The following is a 21,928-nucleotide window of genomic DNA, read 5'->3' as shown; positions in this document are numbered from 1 at the left end:
CATCTGTTCCTTTAGTGGTTTGCTGCCGTCACGCGCTTAATAGCGTCCGCCGTATTGCTCCAGCCCGGTTTATCAGGCGCGAAGCGTGCACGAAGATAGTCGGCGAGGTCCTTGATCTGGCGCTCGTTCAGCTGCTGGCGGAACGCAGGCATCGACATCACCTCCGGAGCCTCACGGCCAGTGGTCTGCGCCAGGATTGCCGGCGCCTCGACACCATTCAAGATCGCCTGGATGAGATTGTCAGGCGTCGCCGCATGCAGGTTGCTGTTCAGCGCCAGAGACGACAGGATGGTATTGCCGGTATGGCACGTGGCGCACGCGCCGTTGAACAGCCGCTCACCATTGGGTGAAACCCGAGCGGCAGACGCCTTGGCTGCTTCGCTGGCGGCAATGGCGGCCTCGCTCTGCGCCCTGGTCTCGACCGACGTCTCATTGAGACTTGCGAGATAAGTGGCCATCGCGCGGATATCGCTGTCCGGCAGCGGCTGCATGACCTCCACGACATGGGCCATCGGGCCGGCGGCACTGCCGTGGTCACGCGAATGCCCGGTACGCAGGTAGTCGTAGAAGGCATCCTCGGTCCAGCCAACCGGACCCTTCGCGAACGCATTCAGGGCCGGCGCTTCCCAACCGTCGGCAAAGCCGCCGGAAAGCCGAGCGCTGCCGCTCTTTTCCGCGCCGAGCACATTGCGCTCGGTGTGGCAGGCGGAACAGTGACCAAGCGTTTCCACCAGGTATGCACCCCTGTTCCACTGGGCGTCGCGGGATTGGACATACTTGAACGGCTCGGCCTTGAGGAAGAGAGCATTCCAGCCCGCCATCATCGCGCGGATGTTGTAGGGAAAGTTGAGCTTCGTCTCGGGTGCCTTCTCGGCAACGGGCGCCTGCATCATCATGTAGGCATACAAGGCCTGAAGGTCGGCATCCTCGGCGCCCGCGAACGATGTATAGGGGTGGGCCGGATAGAGGTGGTGCCCATCGCGGCTTACGCCTTCGCGCATGGCACGCTCGAAAGCGGTGTAGGACCACGCGCCGATACCGGCTTCCAGATCGGGCGTGATATTGGTGGCATAGATCGCGCCAAACGGCGTGTCGAAGCGGCGGCCGCCGGCAAAAGGCGTTCCGTCGTTGCCGACGTGACAGACGTTGCAGGCCCCGGCCGCCGCGGCAAGACGCCCGCGTTCGATGGTGGCAGCGCTGTAAACATTGAGGTCCGGACGCGGGATGGTGCCAATCGCCGGGCGCCAGGGCGAAGCCATCGTGACAAGACCCGACAAAGCGGCCACCGCTCCAGCCGCCGAGAGACCGATGCTCCACCACTTCCGCTTCTTCGCTTTTGGCGCAGCGACCTGCTCGTCCGTCTTGCCGTTCAGCGCGGCAAGCACCAGTTCGGGCGTCAACGGCAGTTCGCGGAAGCGAATGCCGGTGGCGTCATAGACCGCATTGGCGATGGCCGAGGCGCTGGGAACGGAAGCTGACTCGCCGACGCCAAGCGGCGGTTCGTCCTGACGCGGCACCATCAGCACGTCGATATCAGGCACCTCGGGGAAGGTGATCAGCGGATAAGCGCCCCACTCCTTGGATTCGACGGCGGTCGAGGAGAATTCCACCTTCTCTTTTAGCACCCGGCTGGTGGACTGGATGATGTTGCCGTGGATCTGGTGGCGCACGCCGTCGGGATTGATCATCATCCCGGAGTCCTGCGCGCATGTCACCTTGGTGACTGCGATCTCGCCTGTCTTCTTGTTGACCGCAACATCGGCGACCCAAGCCGCCCAAGCGGCGGCCTTGCCCGGGAACGGGCCGTGCACATAAACGGCATAGGCAAACCCACGGCCGTAAAGCAGATCACCCTCACCGCCGAGTGTGCCCCACGTCGTATGCGGCACCCATTTTGCCCGCTCGGCAAGCGCATGGACGAGATCGACGGCACGCGGGTCGTGAAGATAGCGTAGCCGGTATTCGATGGGATCGGCACCTGCGGCGGCCGCCAATTCATCCACGTAGCATTCGTGGGCGAAGGTGTTCGGCATGGCCGAGACACCGCGAAACCACGAGGCTCTCGCGATCGGCGGCATGTCGTGCACGGTCACACGCAGATTGCCGTAGGCATAGGGCGGTATCGCGGTGCGATCGCCCATTTGCACGACATCGGAAACCGGAGGCACCTTGCCGGTGAGGATCAGCGAAAGCGTCGGCGCTAGGTTTGACGGGTAGCGCGTTTCGAAATCATAAGCGGATGGACCGCCTTCCAGATCGAGCCCACCACGCACATCCATGATCTGGGCCGCGCCCTTGGGCTCCCAGGCATGCTCCTGGTCACGCGTCAGCTGTACGCGCACCGGTGCATTGACCGCGCGCGATAGCAAGGCTGCGTCCGCCGTGACGTCGTCAGCGCAGTTGCGACCATAGCAGCCCGCCGCTTCAAGGCGCTCCACCTGAATGAGATCTTCCGGCATATCGAGAAGCAGCGCGAGATCGCGACGCATCAGAAACGGGTTTTGCGTGCCCGACCAGACCGTCAGGCCGGCGTCGCTATAATCCGCGACAGCGCAGGACGGACCGATGGAGCCGTGCATCTGGTAGGGCCAGACATAGGTTCGGCTCATCGGCTGCGCGCTGCCGGCGAGCGCCATGTCAACATTGCCGCGATCGGCGAGCTTTCGCGGCGTCGACGGGTTGGCGCGAAGCGCTTGTTCCGGAGCGTTTAGATCGGGCCACGCAGGCGGCGCGCGCCAAACGACCTTCAGGCTCTTTGCCGCCTCGATGGCGATCTCCTCGCGGGTCGCGACGACACCGACGAAATCTCCGATCGCGACAACGCCCACCAATCCGTGGATGTGCGCGACCGACGCCTCGTCGATCGAGATCAAACTGTTGCCGACATGATCACCGTGGTCGAAACCCGCGTAGGGCGGGCGGACGACGCGGCCATGCAGCATGCCTGGCACGCGCACATCGTGCACATAGGTCCAGCGTCCCGTCGCCTTTTCCGGAATATCCACGCGTGGCCGTGACGAGCCGACGAGCCGGTAATCCGCTGCGGGCTTCAGGACCGCCGCCTTGTCGATCGAGAGCGTGACGTGGTCGCCGGCGACGAGGTCACCAAAGCTGAGCTGCCAGTTCTCGCCACCATCGGCGCGAATGATGCCATTCTCCAGGATCAGCCGCTCACGGGCTACGCCCATGCGTTCAGCCGCCCTTGCAAGCAGATGATGGCGGGCGGTGGCGGCGGCCTGGCGCAAAGGCACGGCCGTGATCTGGATCGTCTCGCTTGCGATCGTGGCACCCTGGTTCGGCGCAGCCGAGGTGGCGCCGAGCACCATCTCCACCTGTTCGAAGGGCGTGCTTAATTCCTCGGCCACGATCTGCGCCAACGCGGTGCGTATCCCAGTGCCGAGGTCGACGTGTCCGTTGAAAGCAATCACGCGGCTATCGGCACCGATGGCGATATAGAGTTCGGCGGCATCGCCCAGCGACACATCATTGACGACAAGCAGCGCATCGGCGGCGGACATGTAGCGGGTTTTGGGTATCTCGCGATGGTCGTTCATGGCGAAACCTCAGTCTTATTGCCCGATGTGGCGCGATCGGCTTCGCGATTATCCGACATTTCAATGCGCGCGCGTTCGGCCTTGACATAGGCGACGGCACGTCGGGCCGCAGCGAGTATTTCCATGTGAGTTCCACAACGGCAGAGATGATGGCGCAACGCCTCGCGAATGTCGTCCTCATTGGGATCGGCATTGCGGTTAAGCAGGGAAACCGTCGCAATAATCATGCCGTTCAGGCAATATCCGCACTGCGCCGCGGCTTCATCGATGAAGGCCGCCTGAACCGGATGCAGATGCTCCGGTGTGCCGAGGCCCTCCAGCGTCGTCACCGAACGCGTACCGACCGCGCCGAGCGGTACGGTGCATGATCGGACCGCACGGCCATCCATGAGCACGGCGCACGCACCGCATTCGCCCAGCCCGCAGCCGTATTTCGGGCCGTTGAGGAAAAGATCGTTTCTGAGGATATAAAGGAGTGGTGTTTCCCGGCTTGCTTCAACGCTCTTGATGGCGTCGTTCACATTCAAACTGAAGCAAACTGGCAGTGTCAAAACAGGCCCTCCGCAGAGAACTCGACACAGACCCAGCCTTCGCTCGCTGACCGAACCGTTACGCGGCAGGCATCACGCAGACGCCCGCAAACCATAACGATGCGATCGTCACCGACTCTTCGCATCTATTGCCCCTTTTATATTTTTTATAAGTGTATACGCTTCATAATGATAAATGACAAGTCGAATTCAATAAGTTGAATTTTGCTAGATTGTTCAATTAGCAGGATGATTTATGACTCTTTTTGATGAAAATCAAAGCTCAGCCATTGCAATTTAAAGCGTATGCGCTAGAATTTTCGCAGACTTCATAGTGATGGGAACAACGCTGCCGAAAAGGCAGCCAAGAAAGGTCGCCATGTCCAACGGAAAAGAGAAGATCGCGATTATTGGTGCCGGCCTCGGCGGCGCGGTCGCTGGCGCGCTGCTCCAGCACGCGGGTTTCGACGTCAACGTCTACGAACAGGCGCCGAGCTTCTCGCGTCTGGGCGCCGGCATCCACATGGGACCGAACGTCCTGAAGATTTTCCAGCGCATCGGCGTCGACCAGAAGGTCATCGGCATCAGTAGCACGCCGAGCCATTGGTTCAGCCGCGACGGCATTACCGGCGAATACACCGCACGGGTTCCGCTTGAAGGCTACGGCCAGATCTATTGCACCGTTCACCGCGGTGACCTGCAGGCGATCCAGTGTGACGCGCTGCAGCCCCGCACCTTGCATTTCGGCAAGAAGCTCGCTCGCGTCGACGATAACGGCACGGACGTGCTCGTCGAATTCGAGGACGGCACCTCCGTGCGCGCCGACATCGTAATCGGCGCCGACGGCATCAATTCGCGCGTTCGCGAAACGCTGCTTGGCGAAGAGAAGCCGAATTACAGCGGTTGGGTCGGCCATCGCGCCCTGATCTCATCCGACAAACTGAAGAAATACGATCTCACCTTCGAGGACTGCGTCAAGTGGTGGGGCCCGGACCGTCATATGATGGTCTACTACACGACGGCTCGGCGCGACGAATATTACTATGTCACCGGCGTGCCGCATCCGGCATGGGAGTTCGATTCGGCCTTCGTCGAAAGCAGCCGCGAAGAGATGGCAGCCGCATTCGAAGGATACCATCCGGTCATTCAGGCGCTGATTGAGAGTACGGACGAAGTAACCAAGTGGCCGCTGTTCAACCGCAATCCGCTGCCGCTCTGGAGCAAGGGACGACTTGTGCTGCTCGGCGATGCCTGCCACCCGATGAAGCCGCACATGGCCCAGGGCGCAGCGATGGCAATTGAAGATGCCGCCATGCTGACCCGGTGCTTGCAGGAGACCGGCGTCAACGGCTTCAAGACCGCTTTCGGACTGTACGAGGCCAATCGCCGCGACCGTGCAACCCGTGTCCAGACCGTATCGAACGCCAACACCTTCTTGCTGGAGCAAGAGGATCCGGCATGGGTCTACGGCTACGACATCTACGCCGAACCGCTGAAGAGCGAGACCGCGGCATGATCGGCGCGGCGCTGTACGGGGCGAATGTCTTCGCGAACGGCATCCGCCAGCACTATCTGCGCTATGGCGGCAAGGGCCGACCTGTCGTCCTGATCCCGGGCATCACCAGCCCGGCAATCACCTGGGGTTTCGTCGCCGAAAGGCTTGCGGAGCGCCATGATGTCTATGTTATCGATGTGCGCGGTCGCGGCCTGTCCTCGACCGGTCCGGATCTGGACTATGGTTTGAATTCGATGGCGGCCGACGTCGTCGGCTTTGTCGAGGCGCTCGGCCTGGAACAGCCGGCATTGCTTGGTCACTCCATGGGTGCCCGCATCGCCATTCGCGCGTCGATCGTGGCACCCGCCGCCTTCTCGCGGCTTGCGCTGATCGATCCGCCGGTTTCCGGCCCGGGCCGCCGGCCGTATCCAAGCAAGCTGCCCTGGTATGTGGATTCCATTCGCCAGTCGCTGCAAGGAATGACCGCCGAAGACATGAAGGCGTTCTGCCCGACATGGACCGAGGAACAACGCGCCCTGCGCGCCGAATGGCTACACACCTGCTACGAGCCGGCGATCGTTACGGCGTTTGAAGATTTCCACAAGGATGACATCTTCCCGGATCTGCCGAAGCTCACCCATCCGGCTATGCTGATGGTTGCTGGTCGAGGCGGTGTGATCCAGGCAGAGGACGAGGCGGAAGTACGCTCGCTCCAGCCCGCCATCGAGATCGCGCGAGTACCTGATGGTGGACACATGATTCCGTGGGACGATTTCGACGGCTTCTTTGCAGCGCTTGGGGATTTTCTCTCCCGCTGATTTAGCGAGACGGCGGGCCAGCGCCCGCCGTTCCTGTTTTCCAGTTTCATGCTTCAAAGGATACGTCCGTGCAGAAGATTTACCGTATCGGCCAGATCGTTCCGAGCTCCAACACGACGATGGAGACCGAGATCCCCGCCATGCTGACCGCCCGCCAGTCGATCCGGCCGGAGCGCTTCACCTTCCATTCGAGCCGCATGCGCATGAAGAAGGTCGTCAAGGAAGAGCTGGCGGCCATGGACGCCGAATCCGACCGTTGCGCCATCGAGCTTTCCGACGCCCGCGTCGATGTGTTGGGCTATGCCTGCCTCGTTGCCATCATGGCGATGGGCCTCGGCTATCATCGCGAGTCGGAAAAGCGCCTGACCGGTCGCACGATCGAGGAAGGCACCCATATTCCTGTCGTCACCAGCGCTGGCGCTCTCGTCGAGGGCCTGAAGGTGATGAAGGCGAAGAAGATCGCCGTCGTCGCGCCCTACATGAAGCCGCTGACCGAACTGGTCGTGAACTACATCCGCGAGGAAGGCTTCGACGTGAAGGATTGGCGGGCGCTGGAGATTCCCGACAATCTCGACGTGGCGCGGCACGATCCCGAAAACCTGCCGGCGATTGTGCAGACGCTCGACCTGACCGACGTCGATGTCGTCGTTCTGTCGGCCTGTGTTCAGATGCCTTCGCTTCCCGTTATCGCCAAGGTCGAGGCCATGACAGGCAAGCCGGTGGTCACCGCCGCCGTGGCAACCACCTACTGCATGCTGAAGTCGCTGGGTCTGGAAGCGGTTTCGCCGGGTGCCGGCGCGCTTCTGTCAGGCGCTTACTGAGGAGGAGCCGCAATGCAGAGCGCCGAAGCGAATTATCAGGGTGTCTGGGGCAACCGCATCGGCTTCGGCCAGCGGCCCGCGCTCGTCGTCATCGACTTCCTCAAGGCCTACACGATCGAAGGCGCGCCGCTTTACGCGCCTGGTGTTGTCGAGGCGGTGGCAAAGACGCCCGCACTGATCGACGCCGCCCGCAAGGCCGGCATTCCGGTCATTCACACGCGCATTCTCTATCTCGCGGAAAACTGCGCGGATGGCGGCATGTGGGTGAAGAAGTCGCCGGTCATGAAGGCGATGGTGGAAGGCAATGTGCTCGCCGAGTTCTGCGACGAGGTCGAGCCCGCCAAGAACGAGCTGGTCATCGTCAAGCAGTATGCAAGCGCATTCTTCGGAACCAGCCTTGCTTCGCATCTGCATGCGCAGGGCATCGATACCGTCATCATGGCGGGATGCTCGACCAGCGGCTGCATCCGCGCCAGCGCCGTGGACGCGGTTCAATATGGTTTCCGGGCGATCGTCGTTCGCGATTGCGTCGGCGACCGGCATCCCGATCCGCACAATGCGAACCTGTTCGACATCGACAACAAGTACGGCGATGTCGTCTCGAAGGAAGAGGCGATCGCAGAAATCGCCAAGGTCCAGTCTGGGGCCAAGTCCGACTGTCCGTAACTGTACGAGGCACATAAGTCCTCAAGCAAAATAAGGGAACGAGCATGGATCAATTCAGTTTCACGGAAATCTGCCTGCATCAGCTGAAGATGTCGGGCGTTCACGAGGGCGAGAAACTTATCGTCCTCACCCAGGGCAACGAGCGCCTCGATTACGCCGACGCCTTCATGGCGGCGGGCATGCGTCTTGGCGCGAAAATGTACCACATGCGTCTGCCTCCGGTTCCGCCGGCAGGTGCATGGGCCGTTGGCCAGACCGGACTGGCATCCATGCCGGAAGCGGTGGAAGCGCTCAAGGCAGCCGACATGCTCATCGACTGCATCTTCCTGCTCTTCAGCCCGGAGCAGATGGCGATCCAGGCAGCCGGCACGCGTATCCTGACGGCTGTCGAGCCGCCGGAAATCCTTGCCCGCATGCTGCCGACCAAGGAACTGCGCGAGCGTGTCGAATTCGCCGGAGACCTCCTGTCCAAGGCAAAGGTCATGCGCATCACCTCTCCGCATGGCACCGACGTTACCTACAAACTCAACACCTATCCCGCCGTCACCGAATATGCGTGCACGGACGAGCCGGGCCGCTGGGACCACTGGCCATCCGGCTTCGTCTTCACCGGCGGTGACGACGACGGCGTCGACGGCACGATCGTCGTTGCACCCGGCGATATCCTGCTCCCGCAGAACATCTACGTCCGCGACCCGATCATCTATACGATCGAGAACGGCTGGATCACTGACATCCGCGGCGGTCTCGATGCCGAGCTGGTCAAATCCTACATGGCCGGCTTCAACGATCCGCGCGGCATGGGCATGAGCCATGTCGGCTGGGGGCTCAACCAGGACGCCAAGTGGCACCGCATGGTCCCCGGCGAGTTCCCGGGCGGCATGGGCATGGAAGCCCGTTCCTTCTACGGCAACGTCATGTTCTCCACCGGCCCGAATAACGAGCTCGGCGGCCCGAACGACACCGCCTGCCACCTGGACATCCCGATGCGTAATTGTTCGCTGTTCCTCGACGACGAGCCGATGGTTCTCAATGGCGATATCGCCGTTAAGGAAATGAAATATAACTTCGGATGATATGAGCCACCATGGCGCTCCGCGCGAACCGCGCGGAGCGCCATGCCTTGACCGCCGCAACACGCTGTGGTGTTTCATGCGGCACCGCAGGACACTACAAATGATGGACCACGCCGAGAATGACCGCGAAAGACATCGACCAACAGCGACCGGAAGCGCCAGCATCGCAGGATGGCTACCACGTTACGGAGCAGGTCGGACATCTTCTGCGCAAGGCCTATCAGCGCCATCTGTCGATCTTCCAATCCAACGCGAGCGATCCGGACCTGACCTCGGTGCAGTTTGTGACCTTGTGCGCGCTGCATGACCTGGGTCCGAGTTCACAGGTCGAACTCGTCAAGGCAACCTCAGTGGATCAGGCAACCATCCGTGGTATCGTCGATCGACTGAAGGTCCGCGGTCTCGTCAGCCTTTCGAAAGACGAAGCCGATGGCCGCAAAGTTGTGATTTCCCTGCTGCCGAAAGGCGAGGCCTTGCTGCAAGAGATGTATCCGCGAGCCTACCTAATCAGTGAAAAGACTGTCTTGCGTCTCAATCCGGCGGAACGCATCGCGTTGTTGTATCTCTTGCGCAAAATTGCCGACGATGAAACTGGAGAACAGTAGGTGTTGATTGGGGTCCCTGCTCTTGAGATTCGAACCATCAATACGATTGTTTGAGCGTTAAACTTTTGTCCTCGCGGCTAAATCAGAATCTCTGCACTATGACTTTCGCTCCAGCTAAGTATGACCCGAGACAGCTCGCATATGTCGGTGATATAACCTTCGTCTGGACGACTTTCGCCTGAATTGCAGAGATCCATCTGCGCAGCGATATAGCAAGCATGTAGACCAAAAGAACATCAAATGCTGCCGATTAGGCCTTTTGCCTTCAACACAGGCTCAAGCTTGCTGACTTCGATGACCGACTTGCCTTGCTTATAGGCTTCGATGTAGCCGGCCTCAGCTTCATCACGAGCCTGTGAGAACCGTGCGACATCCTGTGCCTCCCCCTGGCGGACGATGACCAGCCCATCAGCGTCACCGATGACGATGTCGCCGGGATTGATGATCTCTCCGCCGACGATGACCGGATCGTTGACCGCCGCGATCGTCTCCTTGACCGTGCCCTTGATGCAGACGCTGAGCGAGAAGACCGGAAATCCGAGCTCTCTCAGCTGCAGCGTGTCCCGTACACCAGTATCGGTCACTAGCCCACCGATACCCTTGGCAAGGCACGCGTTGGCCAGGACATCGCCGAAGGAGCCGGCTTCCTCATATTCGCCTGCGGAAACGACGATGATATCGCCGGGTTTGGCGTAGTTGATCGCAAGCTGCAGCATGATGTTGTCGCGCGGCGCGCATTTCACCGTGAAAGCCGGACCGCAAAGCTTCATGCGATAGTCGACGGGTTTCAGCCGCGAGGAGAGCGCGCCGCGGCGGCCCTGGGCCTCGTGGATCGTTGCGGGCGAAAATTTGGCGAGTGCGTCGACGTCGGCCTTGCTCGGACGGTTGGCAATATCTTTGATGTGGGTCACGGAAACCTCCCATGGTTAAGCTGGCGATGGGCGTGCCCACCGCCTGTTATCGACGACAATTTTCGGATGGATGATTGGCCGGACTAAGCGGCCTATGGTCAGGGTATCGGGTCGAACTTCAATTCGGTGATCGGCACTACCTTCTCCGTACGGGTCATTTTGTACTCGGTGTTCGGGCCAAGCCATTTCTCCCAAATCTTGTTGATCTCGCCGGCACTGTCGAGCTTATGCAGGATCTCGTTGATCTTTGCGGTCAGCGCCGGCTGATCCTTTTGCATGCCGATACCGACCGGTTCCAGCAGCATGGGGTCGTCGATCATGCGCATCTGCTTGCCCTTTGTCTTGGATTCGTTGACGAGCAGCGTCGTCGTCATGGTGTTGGCGACGAGGCCGCGCGCCTTGCCCTGCTGAACGGCGAGATAGGCAGATCCGGTATCCTGGAAGGTCAACGGGTCGGACTTGTTGAGTTTGATCGCCAGTTCCGAAGTCGAGCCCTTGGTCGAGGCGAGACGCTTGCCTTCGAAATCGGTCTTCGTCTTGCCTGCGTCATCTGCAGGGACAATCAGCATTTCCTTGGCGATATAATAGGGGTCGCTGAACTGGATCTGTTCTGCGCGGCTGAGCGTATAGGCAAGATTGGCAACCGTGATGTCGACGCGGCCAAGTTTCACTTCGGGAACGCGCGCCTCGACCGAGATCGGCTTGATCTCCGCCTTCACACCCAGTTCGCTTGCGATCGCCCGGCACAGATCGACATCGAAGCCGACCATTTCCCTGGTTTTCGGGTCGGGCGAGGAAAACGGCGGCACGTCGGCATAGGTCGCGCAGCGAAGTGTCTTTGCCGACATGATGGTGTCGAGCTGGTCCGCCTTGGCCGGCAGGGCAATGGCGACGCCGGAAAGCGCCAATGTCACGGTGAAGCATTTCCAGTCCATAGCTGTTCTCCTTATTGTTGGTTTCTGATGCTTAATGGCGCAGATCGGAAAGAAAGCGCTGAGCTCTGGGATGACGGGGATTCTTGAAAAACTCTTCTGGAGGCGCGGTCTCCAGGATCTCGCCGGCATCGATGAACCAAATCCGGTCGGCCACGTCGCGGGCAAAGCCCATTTCATGGGTGACGCAGAGCATGGTCATTCCTTCGGCCGCCAGGTTCTTCATGACGCTGAGCACTTCGCCGACCATTTCGGGATCAAGCGCGCTCGTTGGCTCGTCGAAGAGCATGACCGGTGGCTCCATTGCGAGCGCGCGGGCAATGGCCACGCGCTGCTGCTGGCCGCCTGAAAGCTGACCGGGATAGGAATTCGCCTTGTCGGCAAGGCCCACACGATCAAGCAATGCAAGTGCCTTGTCGCGCGCCGCTTTCACCGGCACGCCCTTGACCCGGATCGGCGACATCGAAACATTGTCGACGACGGACAAATGGGGAAACAAGTTGAAATTCTGAAAGACGAAGCCGATGCGGCTGCGCAACCGATTGAGCTCGGCGGCGCCCATCGCGGCATGAATATTCTTTCCCTCAAAATCTATCGAACCGCTATTGATCTCCTCCAGCCGGTTGATCGTGCGGATCAGGGTCGACTTGCCGGAGCCGGACGGGCCGCAAATGACGACGACTTCGCCGCGGCTGACATCGGCATTGACGTTGTTCAACACCTGGTAGTGACCGTAGCTCTTGCAGACCTCGCTAAGACGGATCTCCTGAGCTCCGTCCTTAGGCCCGGAAACTGGGATGCTCATAGCTGCTCCGTGAATGTTTTTAGGGGAACGACGTCGCTGCGCAGGCGTATCTTCCGTGGCCCGGCTCGCCGGCGGGCAATTCGCCGTTCGACGCTGTTTGCGACATGGGTCAGGCTCCAGCAGAGCGCATAGTAGACAACGGCGAGGATGAAGAAGACCTGGAAGGGTTGCGACAGAAGTTGATTGTTCACCTGGCTTGCCGCGAAAGTCAGATCCGGCACGTTAATGATGTAGCCGAGCGTCGTGTCCTTGATTGTCGAGACGAAGGTCGAGATCATGCTCGGGATCATGTTGTAGAGCGCCTGCGGCAGGATCACGAAGCGCATCGCGCCGATGTAGCTATGGCCGAGCGCCCTGGCCGCATCCATCTGCCCCTGGCCAAGCGAGACGATGCCGGCCCGTACGACCTCGCTTAAGAACGCGCCCTCATAGATCACAAGCGTTACCAGCATGATCAGGAAGCTCGGGACATCCGCACCCGTCCATAGCGGAACGATGAAATAGCACCACAGGATCAACATCAGCAGTGGAACGCCGCGTGTGATGTAGACAAGGCCGGTTGCGGGCCATCTGAGGGCCGCCCATTTGGAAAGACGGGCCATGGCAAGCAATATGCTGACGGGGAACGCCAGCGCGATGGCGAGTGCCGAAAGGATAAGCGTATTGGCAAGGCCGCCCAGCGGGCCATTGGGATACTGGCCGATCAGCAGCAAAAGCCAATAATCATGGATAATCTTGATGATGTCCTGGATCACGCGCGCGCCCTCCGCACCGGATCGCTGCGCAGGGAGATATATGCGCCGAAGGCCATGATGATGAGGGAGAAGAACAAATAGATGATCGTACCGATCAGGTAGATCTCGAAGGTGCGGAAACTGACATTGTCGATTTCCTTGATGGCATGCGTAAGCTCTGACGCACCGACGACGATCGCGAGACTGCTGTTCTTGAACAGGGACACACTATGATTGATGAGCGGCGGCAGGGCATTGCGCACGCCCTGAGGCATGATGACGAAGCGCATGGCCGAGATGTAGCCATGCCCGAGTGCTTTGGCCGCTTCCATCTGTCCTGGGCTGACTGACCGTAGGCCTGAGCGCAGATCCTCGCTGAAATAGGCAGCCTGGCACAATCCCAGGCCTATGATGGCAAAGATCGCCTCGGCATTGTGATCGGCAAGCCAGTCGGTGACGCCTTGCGGCATCAGCGTATAGATCCCGAAATACCAGAACATCAGCTGCACCAGCGTCGGCACGTTGCGATGGTAGGAGACGTAGGCTTTCACGATCGGATCGCCGATCCGAAGCGGCGAGACCCGCAGGGCAAAAAGCAGGATGGCCAGCGTCATTGCAAGGATCCAGGAGCCGACATAGATGACGAAGGTCATCTCGATGCCCCGCAAGAGCATCGCGACGTAATCCGGATTCCTAAGGATGGCCGACAGATCGAACCCGCTCACCGTTTCGCACCTTCCGCATCATAGGTGGCGGCGGATGTCTCGGGCTTTGCCGTCTGCAGGCCGCCCATCGCCTGCAATGTCGGGGTGATCTCCATATGACCGATATTGACTGCGACCGGCGCCGATATCGCAAAGGCGATCGCATCGGCGATATCGGCCGCCTGCGGCAACTCGAACCCGTCAATGAAGCGTTCGCGCACGCTCGGGTCATCGCCATGGACGTGGTTGAAGATGTCGGTCGCGACGCGGCCGGGGCAAATCTCGGTGACGCGGACCCGCTTGCCGAATGCATCGATGCGCAGCTGGTTCGACAGCATGGCGACGCCAGCCTTGACGGCATGATAGGTGGAATTGCCGCCGAAATTGTAGTTTCCGGCAATCGAGGAGATGTTGACGACATGCCCGCGGTCGCGAGCAACCATCCCCGGCACAACCAGACGGCAAATGTGCAGCACGGCGCGAAGATTGACGTCGATGAGGAGATCGATGTCCTCTTCGTCAGCCTGAAGGAATTTCTTGGGCCGGTCGACGCCCGCATTGTTGACCAGAATGTCGAACTGAACTTGGTTCGCGAGATCGGCAATGGCCGCACGATCGGTTACATCGATGACGTGCGCGATACATCCCGTGCGTTCGGCAAGCTCCTTCAGGGCACCGGCGCTGCGAGCGATCGCGTGCACCTCTATGCCCTCGCGGCAAAGCCGCTCCACCACTGCGGCACCGATACCGGAGGAAGCGCCAGTGACCAGCGCGGTCTTGTAATCGGAGAATGGCATTCTGACCCCCTTGTTGTTGTCATGGACATTAGCGAAGCTTCAACTCCTTGCCTAAGACCGATTACTTTTGGAGTAATAAGCAAGTTTTATGGAGATGGGCTGGCCGCAGGCGAGCCGGCTACAGCCAAGGGTCGTCGCGTCACTTTTGCAGCGATCCGTACGGTTTTCCGACAGCGACTTGCGTTGCAAAACAGATGCGCGTCTGCAAACATGCCCCGCAACGACAGAACAGTACCCGATGCCATGGATATCAGACGCTTCAAATCCTTCATTGCCATCGTCGATAGCGGCAGCATTACGCGGGCCGCCGATATCCTGCATCTCGCCCAGCCGGCGCTCAGCCAGCAATTGGCGGCGCTCGAGGAGCATTTCGGCCAGAAACTGCTGATCCGGAGCCAGCAGGGCGTCAGCATGACCGATGCCGGACATGCGGTCTATCGGCATGCGCAGATCATTCTGCGCCAGATGGAACAGGCCCAGGCCGATGCAGCCGCTGCCGGCAATTCGCTTGCGGGGCGCGTCTCGGTCGGTCTCGTGCCCTTCAGCAGCGCCGCCACGCTTTCGGTCGATCTTCTGGCGGAGACAAGGAAGAGGCACCCCGGGATTCTGATTCATCTGACGGAGAGCGTCGGACAGACCTACAGCCAGATGATTATGAACGGTCGGCTGGAAATGGCACTGATCCACGGCACAGGGCCGATCAAGGGCGTGCGTTTCGAGCCGATCCTGAGAGAGGAATTCTATCTCGTTGCCCATCGCAATTTCGCGATCGATCCGGACCAGAAGCCGGTGCCCATCAGTGCGCTCGATGGGATGCCGATGCTGTTGCCGCCCGCTTATAATTTCGTGCGCAGGGCCGTCGATGCCGCCTTCACGCGCAGCCGCATCAATCTCAAGGTGGTGGCCGAAGTCGAGATCGTTAGAACCCTGGCGCGCGCCGTCGGCTGCGGCCTTGGCACGACTATCATGCCGAAGGCGATCGCCGACCGCATCGTTTCGGAATCGAGCGAACCTCTTGTCTGCCGGCTCATCTCGCCGCGCATCGAGGAAACGCTGTCGCTTTGCACCTCCGATCAGAATTCACTGTCGGAGCCGGCATTTGCGGTCAAGGACATCCTCGTCGAACTGACCGAGCAGCTGAAACTCTGAAACCTAGAGGCAGGCGCCAGTGGCTCCCGGCCCGCAAACCGGGCCGGAAGAGCGCGTCCATCCGTCAGCGCATGTCGCGGCAAAACTCAGCGATACGGGCGCAGCCCTCGCCCAGCTTTTCCATGCTTGTTGCATAGGAGATGCGAAAATAGGGGCTCATGCCATAGGCGGCACCCTGGACAGTCGCGACTTGGTGCTCATCCACGAGCGCCATGACGAAATCGACATCGGTCTCGATCTTGCGTCCGCCCTTGGTGGTCTTGCCGATCAAGCCGGACATGTTGGGATAGATGTAGAAAGCACCTTCCGGCTTGTGGCAGCGCAGTCCCTCGACCTTCGACAGTTGATCGAGAACGAAATCGCGCCTTTCCCTATAGATTGCCGCCCGCTCCTTCAGGAGATCCTGAGGACCGTCCAGCGCCGCGAGCGCCGCCGCCTGCGTGATGGTTGCGATGCCGCCGCCGTTCTGGCCGTTGACATTGCTAATCGCGGCAATCAATTCCTTCGATCCGCTGGCGCAATAGCCCAAGCGCCAGCCGGTCATCGCATAGGCCTTGGAGACACCGTTCATCGTCAGGACCCGGTCGTAAAGCCGGGGTTCGGCATCGGCAATCGTGCAGAATTCGAATCCGTCATAGACCAGGTGCTCGTAGATATCGTCAGTCAGTATCCAGACATTCGGATGGCGCAGCATGACGTCAGCGATCGCGGTCATGTCTGCGCGCGAGCAGGCGGCACCCGTGGGATTGTTCGGAAAATTCAGGAGAAGCCATTTGGTGCGCGGCGTGATCGCTGCCTCAAGGTCTTCCGGACGCAGCTTGAACCCGGCCTGCTCGAAGCAAGGCACGGCGACCGGGACACCGCCGGCAAACTTGACGATATCGGCGTAGCTGACCCACGACGGGGTGGGAATGACGACCTCATCGCCGGGATTGCAGGTGGCGAGCATCGCGTTGAAGATCACCTGCTTGCCGCCGCCCGAAACGACTATCTGGCTTGCGTCGTAATCGAGATTGTTGTCGCGCTTGAATTTTCGGCTGATCGCGGCCTTCAGCGCCGGCGTGCCATCCATCGGCGGATATTTGGTATCGCCGCCAAGTGCGGCCGCATGCGCTGCCTCGATCGCATGGCTGGGCGTCGGGAAATCCGGCTCTCCAGATGAAAGGCTGACGACCTTGATGCCCTTGGCGGCCAGTTCGCGGGCGCGCTGGGTCATGGCGGCGGAAGCGGATATGGAAACGTTCTTCAAACGATCTGCTGTGGAAGGCATTGGCGTGATCTTTCGCTGGGAATGAAAAATTGATTGTCGGACACAATCAGGACGCAAGCTCGGACGCAGCCGTGAGCGTGGCGCCGGAAGCCTCGATTTCGCTGCGGATGATGCGGGCAAGTTCAAGTGAGCCGGGCGTATCACTGTGGACAAGGATCGAGCGGGCCGGCATTTCAAATATGGAGCCCTCGATCGCCTCGACAGTTCCGTCTGTCAGGAAACGGCGCACCCGCGCCCGAAGCGAAGCCTCGTCCTTGACCAGTGCGCCCGGCAGACCACGAGCGACGAGCCTGCCATCGGCATCATAGGCGCGGTCGGCCAGAAACAGCGCCAGCGTCTTGAGTTTTGCGCGTTTTGCCGCTCGCTCGATTTCACTGTCAGGCGTGACAAACACGACAAGATGCGGAGCCACTGTGGAAATGGCCTCCATCATCAGATCGGCGAGAACAGCATCACGATTGACCATATTGCCCATGGCCGCATGGAAGCTGAAATGGCCTACGTTCATGCCATGGCTTTTGGCGATCGCGATCAATGCGCCGAGCTGGTAAAGCATCTGCTGTCGAAGCTCGTCCGGCTGGAGCGGCATCTCGCGCCGCCCGAAACCAGAGCGATCCGGCAGACCCGGATGCGCGCCGATACCCACGCCATTCTCCTTGGCGAGACGGACCATGCGCGCCATCGTCTCCGGGTCGCCGCCATGAAAACCACAGGCGATATTGGCCGACGAGACGATCTTCATCATCGCTTCGTCATCGCATAGCCGATAAGGACCGAAACCTTCGCCCATGTCGGAATTCAGATCGATCTTCATCGCGTCCTCCCTTGGATCCCTGAAATTGCCGTCAGGCCATCGCCCTCAGCGCACGCTTGACCATTTGCGACGTCCGCCTGATATCCTCGACATAGCGGACAACAGCCTGCTCCACCGCACGCGCCTCGGCATGCGTCGAGCGGAGGAAGCGGAGCCGGGTCCCGATCCGGGCCTGACCGAGCCGCCACAAATCGCATTCGATGACGCCGGCGATCTTGGGATAGCCGCCGGCGGTGTTGGCATCGCTCATCTGAATGATCGGCTCGCCGCCAGGCGGAACCTGGATCACGCCGGGCACAACACCATGCGAGCGCATCTCGACCGTCGCCATCGGCCTTATGGGTTCGCCGGACAGTCGATAACCGGTGCGGTCGCTGCTTGATGATATGCGCCAGATCTGGCCCCAGAAGGCCTCGCCTTCCGAGGCGAACAGCTCATGTTCGCCGGCAACGATCGCACGGATGGATAGCACGCCATCGACCGGAGCTGGAAAGATATCACGTAGCGCCACCGCCGGCTCGACGACGGCAAGACCACCAGCCGGCAAGGGGAGCTCATCCGCGGCCGTGCCAAATTCAATCTGATCGCCCTTGACGAGCGCTCGACCGGCATTGCCGCCGAAGCCACCGCGCAGGGATGTGCTGCGCGAGCCCATGAGGGCCGGCACATCAAGCCCTCCACGGAACACGATATAGGCGCGCGCTAACCTGGGCGGCTGCCTTACCTCCAGGAGCTGACCCGGCTCGGCAACGTGAGTGCACCAGGAACGCAACTCCCGTCCGTCCAGCGTGGGGCTGCCATCCGCGCCCGTGACGGCAAAGACCGCACTGGCCTCGAACCGCAGTTTGAACGGAAAGGTCTGAACCTCTATTGCAGCCGCATCGTCGTCGTTGCCAACAAGGATATTGCCGATCTTCACCGCAAGAGGGTCCATCGCGCCGCTGGCCGTGACGCCGATATCGCGATAGCCGGGGCGACCAAGATCCTGGACGGTGTTGAATGGGCCGGTTTCGATAGTCTCGATCATAGCTCGATCCTCGCCGGCAGGAAGCGCACGGTATCGCCAGGCGCCATGAGGGCTGGTGTCGCTGAGGTGGGATCGAACATCTGCAGTTCCGCATGGCCGAGGGAATTCCACCCGTTCGGACCGGTCAGCATCGCAACGCCCGTCTGCATTCCGCCAATCGTCACGCTGCCCTTTTCCATTCTGAGTGACGGAACCGTCTTGCGGGGCATATATATGCGCGGATCAAGACCATGCAGGTAGCCGAAACCGGGAGCACTTCCCAAGGCAAAGACGCGGTAGCTCGCTTCATGGTGGATGCGCACCACCTCGCGGTCGCTGAGGCCGCAGAAATCACAGATGGCGGGAAGATCGATCGCGTGGGCGCCGCCGTAGTGAACCGGGATTTCGATGATCTTTCCCGACAGGTCGAGGCTCTCAGCGTTGTTCCACGCCTCAAGGAGCCGCTCCGCTACCGCTTCAGGGTCCTCAGGCGTCTCTTTGAAGATCGCCAGGAGATTAGTCATGCCGGGGATCACTTCCGCGACATCGGCCCAGCCCTTTACCGTTTGCGCCAGAGCCCAGATCCATCGCTGCGCCGGCAGATCGAATTCGCCCGGCGCTTCGAGCAGGAAAGATCGAGCGCCGATGCAGGAAACCTTTGCCCAGCCTTTTACGGCGGGAACGATTTCACGACGTGACGTAAGCGTGTTCGAGGTAGCAATCATGATATCGGCTCGATTTCGAACAGGGGATCACCAAATCCGGCAAGTGTATCGGGTTCCACCAGCAGCTTGGTCAGCAAACCGGACCGGCCAGCGGCGATGGGGAGCAGGACGGAGCCGATGCGGATGAAGCCGATCACGTCTTCGCCGGCAACAGTACGGGGCAGGCGCTCGGCCCCCTCGGAATCCGAAGCGGGCAAAGGCTGGAAATGACCCGCCATCGGCGCTTTGACTATTACCGTTCGTATTGCTGATGAGCCTGGCTGTGCGCTTCCCGTCAGGCTGACCTGGGCGCCTGCCGCCTTCGAAACCACGATGCGAAGCCTGCTGCCAGGCCGCGAGATTTCCAGACCGTCTACCCCTGCTGCAGTCAATGCATCCGCCAGGAATGCGATGATTGCAGGGTCGCTGACGTCGATCGCGCTCATGCCGCCCTCCGACGCCCAAGCCATTGTTCCAGGTAGTGGATGTCCGTGCCGCCGCGCGTGAAGCCTTCGTCGTCGAACAGGGCGCGCAGCAGCGGCAGGTTGGTGGAAATGCCTTCTATTCGGGCGGCGGCGAGCGCCGCGCGCATTTTCACCATCGCTTCCGTGCGGTTGGGCGCATGGACGATGAGCTTGGCGATCAGCGAGTCATAATAGGGCGAAACCCGATAGCCGGCATGGATATGGGTATCGGCTCGGATGCCCGGCCCTTCCGGTAGAGCAAGATCGGAGATTGTACCTGCCGAAGGCAGAAAGCTTTCAGGATCCTCCGCATTGATGCGGCATTCGAACGAATGGCCGATACAGGTCACATCGTCCTGCGCCATTTCCAGGGCAATCCCTTGAGCAAGCTGTATCTGTGCCTGAACAATGTCGATCCCGCTGGTCATCTCGGTGACGGGATGCTCGACCTGCAGGCGTGTGTTCATTTCGATGAAATAGAACGCACCATTCTCGTAGAGGAATTCGAACGTCCCAACACCACGATAGCCGACTTGTCTGCAGGCTTCGACGCAGGCCATGCCGACCGGCTTGATCATTTCCGCGGAGATCCCGGGTGCCGGTGCTTCCTCGACGACCTTCTGATGTCTGCGCTGCATGGAACAATCGCGATGCCCAAGCCAAATGGCGTTGCCGTAGGTATCGCAAAGCACCTGGATCTCGATGTGGCGCGGATGTTGGAGGAATTTCTCCATGTAGAGCGCCGGGGAGCCGAAAGCCTGATGGGCCTCCTCGCGCGTCAAGGCGATCGCCTCGTGCAACTGGCTAGCCCCGGGAACCACCCGCATCCCTCTTCCGCCGCCTCCGCCTGCGGCTTTTATGATCACGGGATAACCGATCTCCTGCGCGATGCGCTCGACGGAAGACGGATCATCGGGAAGCGACGTGTCCGGGCCGGGCACGCAAGGCACACCGGCAAGGATCATCGCCCGTTTTGCCGCTATCTTGTCCCCCATGGTCGCGATCGAGGACGCCTCAGGGCCAATGAAAACAAGGCCTGCCTTCTCGACGGCTTCAGAGAAAGCGGCGTTCTCCGACAAAAAACCATAGCCGGGATGGATCGCACCAGCTCCGGTTGAATGTGCAGCAAGCAGGATCGCAGCCTGGTTGAGATAACTGCTGGCCGCGTTCGAAGGACCGATGCACAGAAAGCTGTCGGCTGTCTTGCCGTAGGGCGCCTGCCTGTCCGCTTCGGAGCAGATCGCCACCGTCTTCAGGCCAAGTTCGCGGCAGGCACGCTGAATTCGCGCAGCAATCTCGCCCCGATTGGCAATCAGAACCGTATCGAAACGTCGCCCCATCTGATCTGCTTCGCCCAGAGCCTCCGCCATCACGCGATCTCCGCGAGCACATCGCCGGTCTCGACTTCGCCGCCATTCACCTCGGTGAGACGCACGATGCGGCCTGCGCGCGGCGCGGCGATCTTGTTGAAGACCTTCATCGCTTCGATGATGAAAAGCGTCTGCCCCTCTTCGACCAGATCACCGACCTTAACGAAAGGCGCCTGGCCCGGCGCGGACGCCCGATGCAGAACACCGAAGATCGGCGCCGTCACGGAGGTGATCGAGGCTGGGGTAGACGCTTGCATATTTGCCGTGGTGTTGCGACTGTATTTGACCAAGTTGGCAGCCACCACGTCTTCCGGCGCTTGCACCGAAGCGATTGAGGCAGGCTGATCCGGCGCACGGAAAATGCGAACCGTGACGTCCTTTTCCGTTACCGAGAGCTCGGTAACGTTGGAGCGTCCAACAAAATCGATCAGCGTCTTTATCTTCGACAGGTCCATGCGAGAACTCGGCATTTCGGAACACCTCTCGCAACACGATTCAAGAAATGACTACTGCGTTTGGCTGGTTTCCTCCGTACACGATCACCCTGACGATGGGGTCAAAAGAACTTTTGATGACGTCGACGGCCAATCAATGCCATAGCCGGCTGCAAGGCGTCATCGGAGAACTTTCTGACTTGAACCTCCAGTTGTACGTAAGCGTAGATAAGGACTTAAGCATAATCGCGTTAGGCAATTTTCGCTCT

At 60.3% G+C, this 21,928-nt stretch carries 22 protein-coding genes; 7 read left to right on the top strand and 15 right to left on the bottom strand.

The features are described from left to right. Positions 1-11 precede the first annotated feature (11 nt). Both CCGE531_RS29180 and CCGE531_RS29175 read right to left on the bottom strand, forming a co-directional pair. Positions 12-3,554 (bottom strand): molybdopterin cofactor-binding domain-containing protein, encoded by a 3,543-nt coding sequence (locus tag CCGE531_RS29180; protein ID WP_120670333.1) that lies wholly within the window; start codon positions 3,552-3,554, stop codon positions 12-14. Beyond that, the gene (locus CCGE531_RS29175; RefSeq protein WP_245459437.1) at positions 3,551-4,105 is read right to left on the bottom strand and encodes a (2Fe-2S)-binding protein; all 555 of its coding nucleotides are present in this window, start codon (positions 4,103-4,105) and stop codon (positions 3,551-3,553) included. Before CCGE531_RS29175 ends, CCGE531_RS29180 begins: the two co-directional genes overlap by 4 nt. A 358-nt stretch (positions 4,106-4,463) precedes the next feature. Between CCGE531_RS29175 and CCGE531_RS29170 the strand changes: the two genes are divergently transcribed. From CCGE531_RS29170 to CCGE531_RS29145, 6 genes are all read left to right on the top strand, one after another. Continuing rightward, the gene (locus CCGE531_RS29170) at positions 4,464-5,600 is read left to right on the top strand and encodes an FAD-dependent monooxygenase (RefSeq protein WP_120670632.1); all 1,137 of its coding nucleotides are present in this window, start codon (positions 4,464-4,466) and stop codon (positions 5,598-5,600) included. Continuing rightward, positions 5,597-6,397, top strand: a complete 801-nt coding sequence (locus CCGE531_RS29165) for an alpha/beta hydrolase (protein ID WP_120670326.1) — start codon at positions 5,597-5,599, stop codon at positions 6,395-6,397. The genes CCGE531_RS29170 and CCGE531_RS29165 overlap by 4 nt, the downstream gene beginning before the upstream one ends. Before the next feature lie 68 nt (positions 6,398-6,465). Next, positions 6,466-7,218, top strand: coding sequence for an Asp/Glu racemase (locus CCGE531_RS29160; RefSeq protein ID WP_120670324.1), 753 nt, complete (start codon positions 6,466-6,468; stop codon positions 7,216-7,218). 12 nt (positions 7,219-7,230) lie between these two features. Further along, the gene (locus CCGE531_RS29155; protein WP_120670322.1) at positions 7,231-7,884 is read left to right on the top strand and encodes an N-carbamoylsarcosine amidohydrolase; all 654 of its coding nucleotides are present in this window, start codon (positions 7,231-7,233) and stop codon (positions 7,882-7,884) included. 44 nt (positions 7,885-7,928) lie between these two features. Further along, on the top strand, positions 7,929-8,960 hold the full coding sequence (locus tag CCGE531_RS29150; RefSeq protein WP_120670320.1) for a leucyl aminopeptidase: 1,032 nt from the start codon (positions 7,929-7,931) through the stop codon (positions 8,958-8,960). Between the two features lie 119 nt (positions 8,961-9,079). Further along, a complete protein-coding gene (locus CCGE531_RS29145) occupies positions 9,080-9,565 on the top strand; it encodes a MarR family winged helix-turn-helix transcriptional regulator (RefSeq protein ID WP_120670318.1) in 486 nt (161 codons plus the stop codon). A 236-nt stretch (positions 9,566-9,801) separates the two neighbouring features. On the opposite strand, the gene CCGE531_RS29140 is transcribed toward CCGE531_RS29145, so the two are convergent. From CCGE531_RS29140 to CCGE531_RS29115, 6 genes are all read right to left on the bottom strand, one after another. After that, positions 9,802-10,476 (bottom strand): 4-carboxy-4-hydroxy-2-oxoadipate aldolase/oxaloacetate decarboxylase, encoded by a 675-nt coding sequence (locus tag CCGE531_RS29140; RefSeq protein WP_120670316.1) that lies wholly within the window; start codon positions 10,474-10,476, stop codon positions 9,802-9,804. Between the two features lie 98 nt (positions 10,477-10,574). Beyond that, positions 10,575-11,411, bottom strand: coding sequence for an ABC transporter substrate-binding protein (locus tag CCGE531_RS29135; protein ID WP_120670314.1), 837 nt, complete (start codon positions 11,409-11,411; stop codon positions 10,575-10,577). A 31-nt stretch (positions 11,412-11,442) separates the two neighbouring features. Continuing rightward, positions 11,443-12,213, bottom strand: coding sequence for an amino acid ABC transporter ATP-binding protein (locus CCGE531_RS29130; RefSeq protein ID WP_120670312.1), 771 nt, complete (start codon positions 12,211-12,213; stop codon positions 11,443-11,445). After that, positions 12,210-12,968, bottom strand: coding sequence for an amino acid ABC transporter permease (locus CCGE531_RS29125; protein ID WP_120670310.1), 759 nt, complete (start codon positions 12,966-12,968; stop codon positions 12,210-12,212). The genes CCGE531_RS29130 and CCGE531_RS29125 overlap by 4 nt, the downstream gene beginning before the upstream one ends. Next, entirely contained in the window at positions 12,965-13,672 is a 708-nt protein-coding gene (locus CCGE531_RS29120; protein WP_120670309.1) for an amino acid ABC transporter permease, read from the bottom strand. Before CCGE531_RS29120 ends, CCGE531_RS29125 begins: the two co-directional genes overlap by 4 nt. Next, entirely contained in the window at positions 13,669-14,448 is a 780-nt protein-coding gene (locus CCGE531_RS29115) for an SDR family oxidoreductase (protein ID WP_120670307.1), read from the bottom strand. Before CCGE531_RS29115 ends, CCGE531_RS29120 begins: the two co-directional genes overlap by 4 nt. A 243-nt stretch (positions 14,449-14,691) precedes the next feature. On the opposite strand from CCGE531_RS29115, the gene nac reads away from it, so the two are divergent. Beyond that, positions 14,692-15,597 (top strand): nitrogen assimilation transcriptional regulator NAC, encoded by a 906-nt coding sequence (gene nac, locus CCGE531_RS29110; RefSeq protein ID WP_120670305.1) that lies wholly within the window; start codon positions 14,692-14,694, stop codon positions 15,595-15,597. Between the two features lie 64 nt (positions 15,598-15,661). Here nac and CCGE531_RS29105 read toward each other — a convergent pair whose 3' ends face one another. From CCGE531_RS29105 to CCGE531_RS29075, 7 genes are read right to left on the bottom strand one after another with little or no spacing between them, the layout of a single operon-like run. Then, positions 15,662-16,867: a pyridoxal phosphate-dependent aminotransferase gene (locus CCGE531_RS29105; protein WP_120670303.1), complete on the bottom strand. Its 1,206-nt coding sequence runs from the start codon at positions 16,865-16,867 to the stop codon at positions 15,662-15,664. A 46-nt stretch (positions 16,868-16,913) separates the two neighbouring features. Continuing rightward, positions 16,914-17,681 (bottom strand): 5-oxoprolinase subunit PxpA, encoded by a 768-nt coding sequence (locus CCGE531_RS29100; RefSeq protein WP_120670301.1) that lies wholly within the window; start codon positions 17,679-17,681, stop codon positions 16,914-16,916. Between the two features lie 31 nt (positions 17,682-17,712). Then, positions 17,713-18,708, bottom strand: coding sequence for a biotin-dependent carboxyltransferase family protein (locus CCGE531_RS29095; RefSeq protein ID WP_120670299.1), 996 nt, complete (start codon positions 18,706-18,708; stop codon positions 17,713-17,715). Next, positions 18,705-19,412 (bottom strand): 5-oxoprolinase subunit PxpB, encoded by a 708-nt coding sequence (gene pxpB, locus CCGE531_RS29090; RefSeq protein ID WP_120670297.1) that lies wholly within the window; start codon positions 19,410-19,412, stop codon positions 18,705-18,707. The genes CCGE531_RS29095 and pxpB overlap by 4 nt, the downstream gene beginning before the upstream one ends. Beyond that, positions 19,409-19,837: an acetyl-CoA carboxylase gene (locus CCGE531_RS29085; RefSeq protein WP_120670295.1), complete on the bottom strand. Its 429-nt coding sequence runs from the start codon at positions 19,835-19,837 to the stop codon at positions 19,409-19,411. Before CCGE531_RS29085 ends, pxpB begins: the two co-directional genes overlap by 4 nt. Next, entirely contained in the window at positions 19,834-21,225 is a 1,392-nt protein-coding gene (accC, locus tag CCGE531_RS29080) for an acetyl-CoA carboxylase biotin carboxylase subunit (RefSeq protein WP_120670293.1), read from the bottom strand. Before accC ends, CCGE531_RS29085 begins: the two co-directional genes overlap by 4 nt. Continuing rightward, entirely contained in the window at positions 21,225-21,680 is a 456-nt protein-coding gene (locus CCGE531_RS29075) for an acetyl-CoA carboxylase biotin carboxyl carrier protein subunit (RefSeq protein ID WP_120670291.1), read from the bottom strand. Before CCGE531_RS29075 ends, accC begins: the two co-directional genes overlap by 1 nt. Positions 21,681-21,928: the final 248 nt, after the last annotated feature.

The organism is Rhizobium sp. CCGE531, from assembly GCF_003627795.1.
GTDB lineage: Bacteria > Pseudomonadota > Alphaproteobacteria > Rhizobiales > Rhizobiaceae > Rhizobium.
Note: the sequence above shows the minus strand (reverse complement) of the source record. Positions and strands in the feature narration are given on the sequence as shown.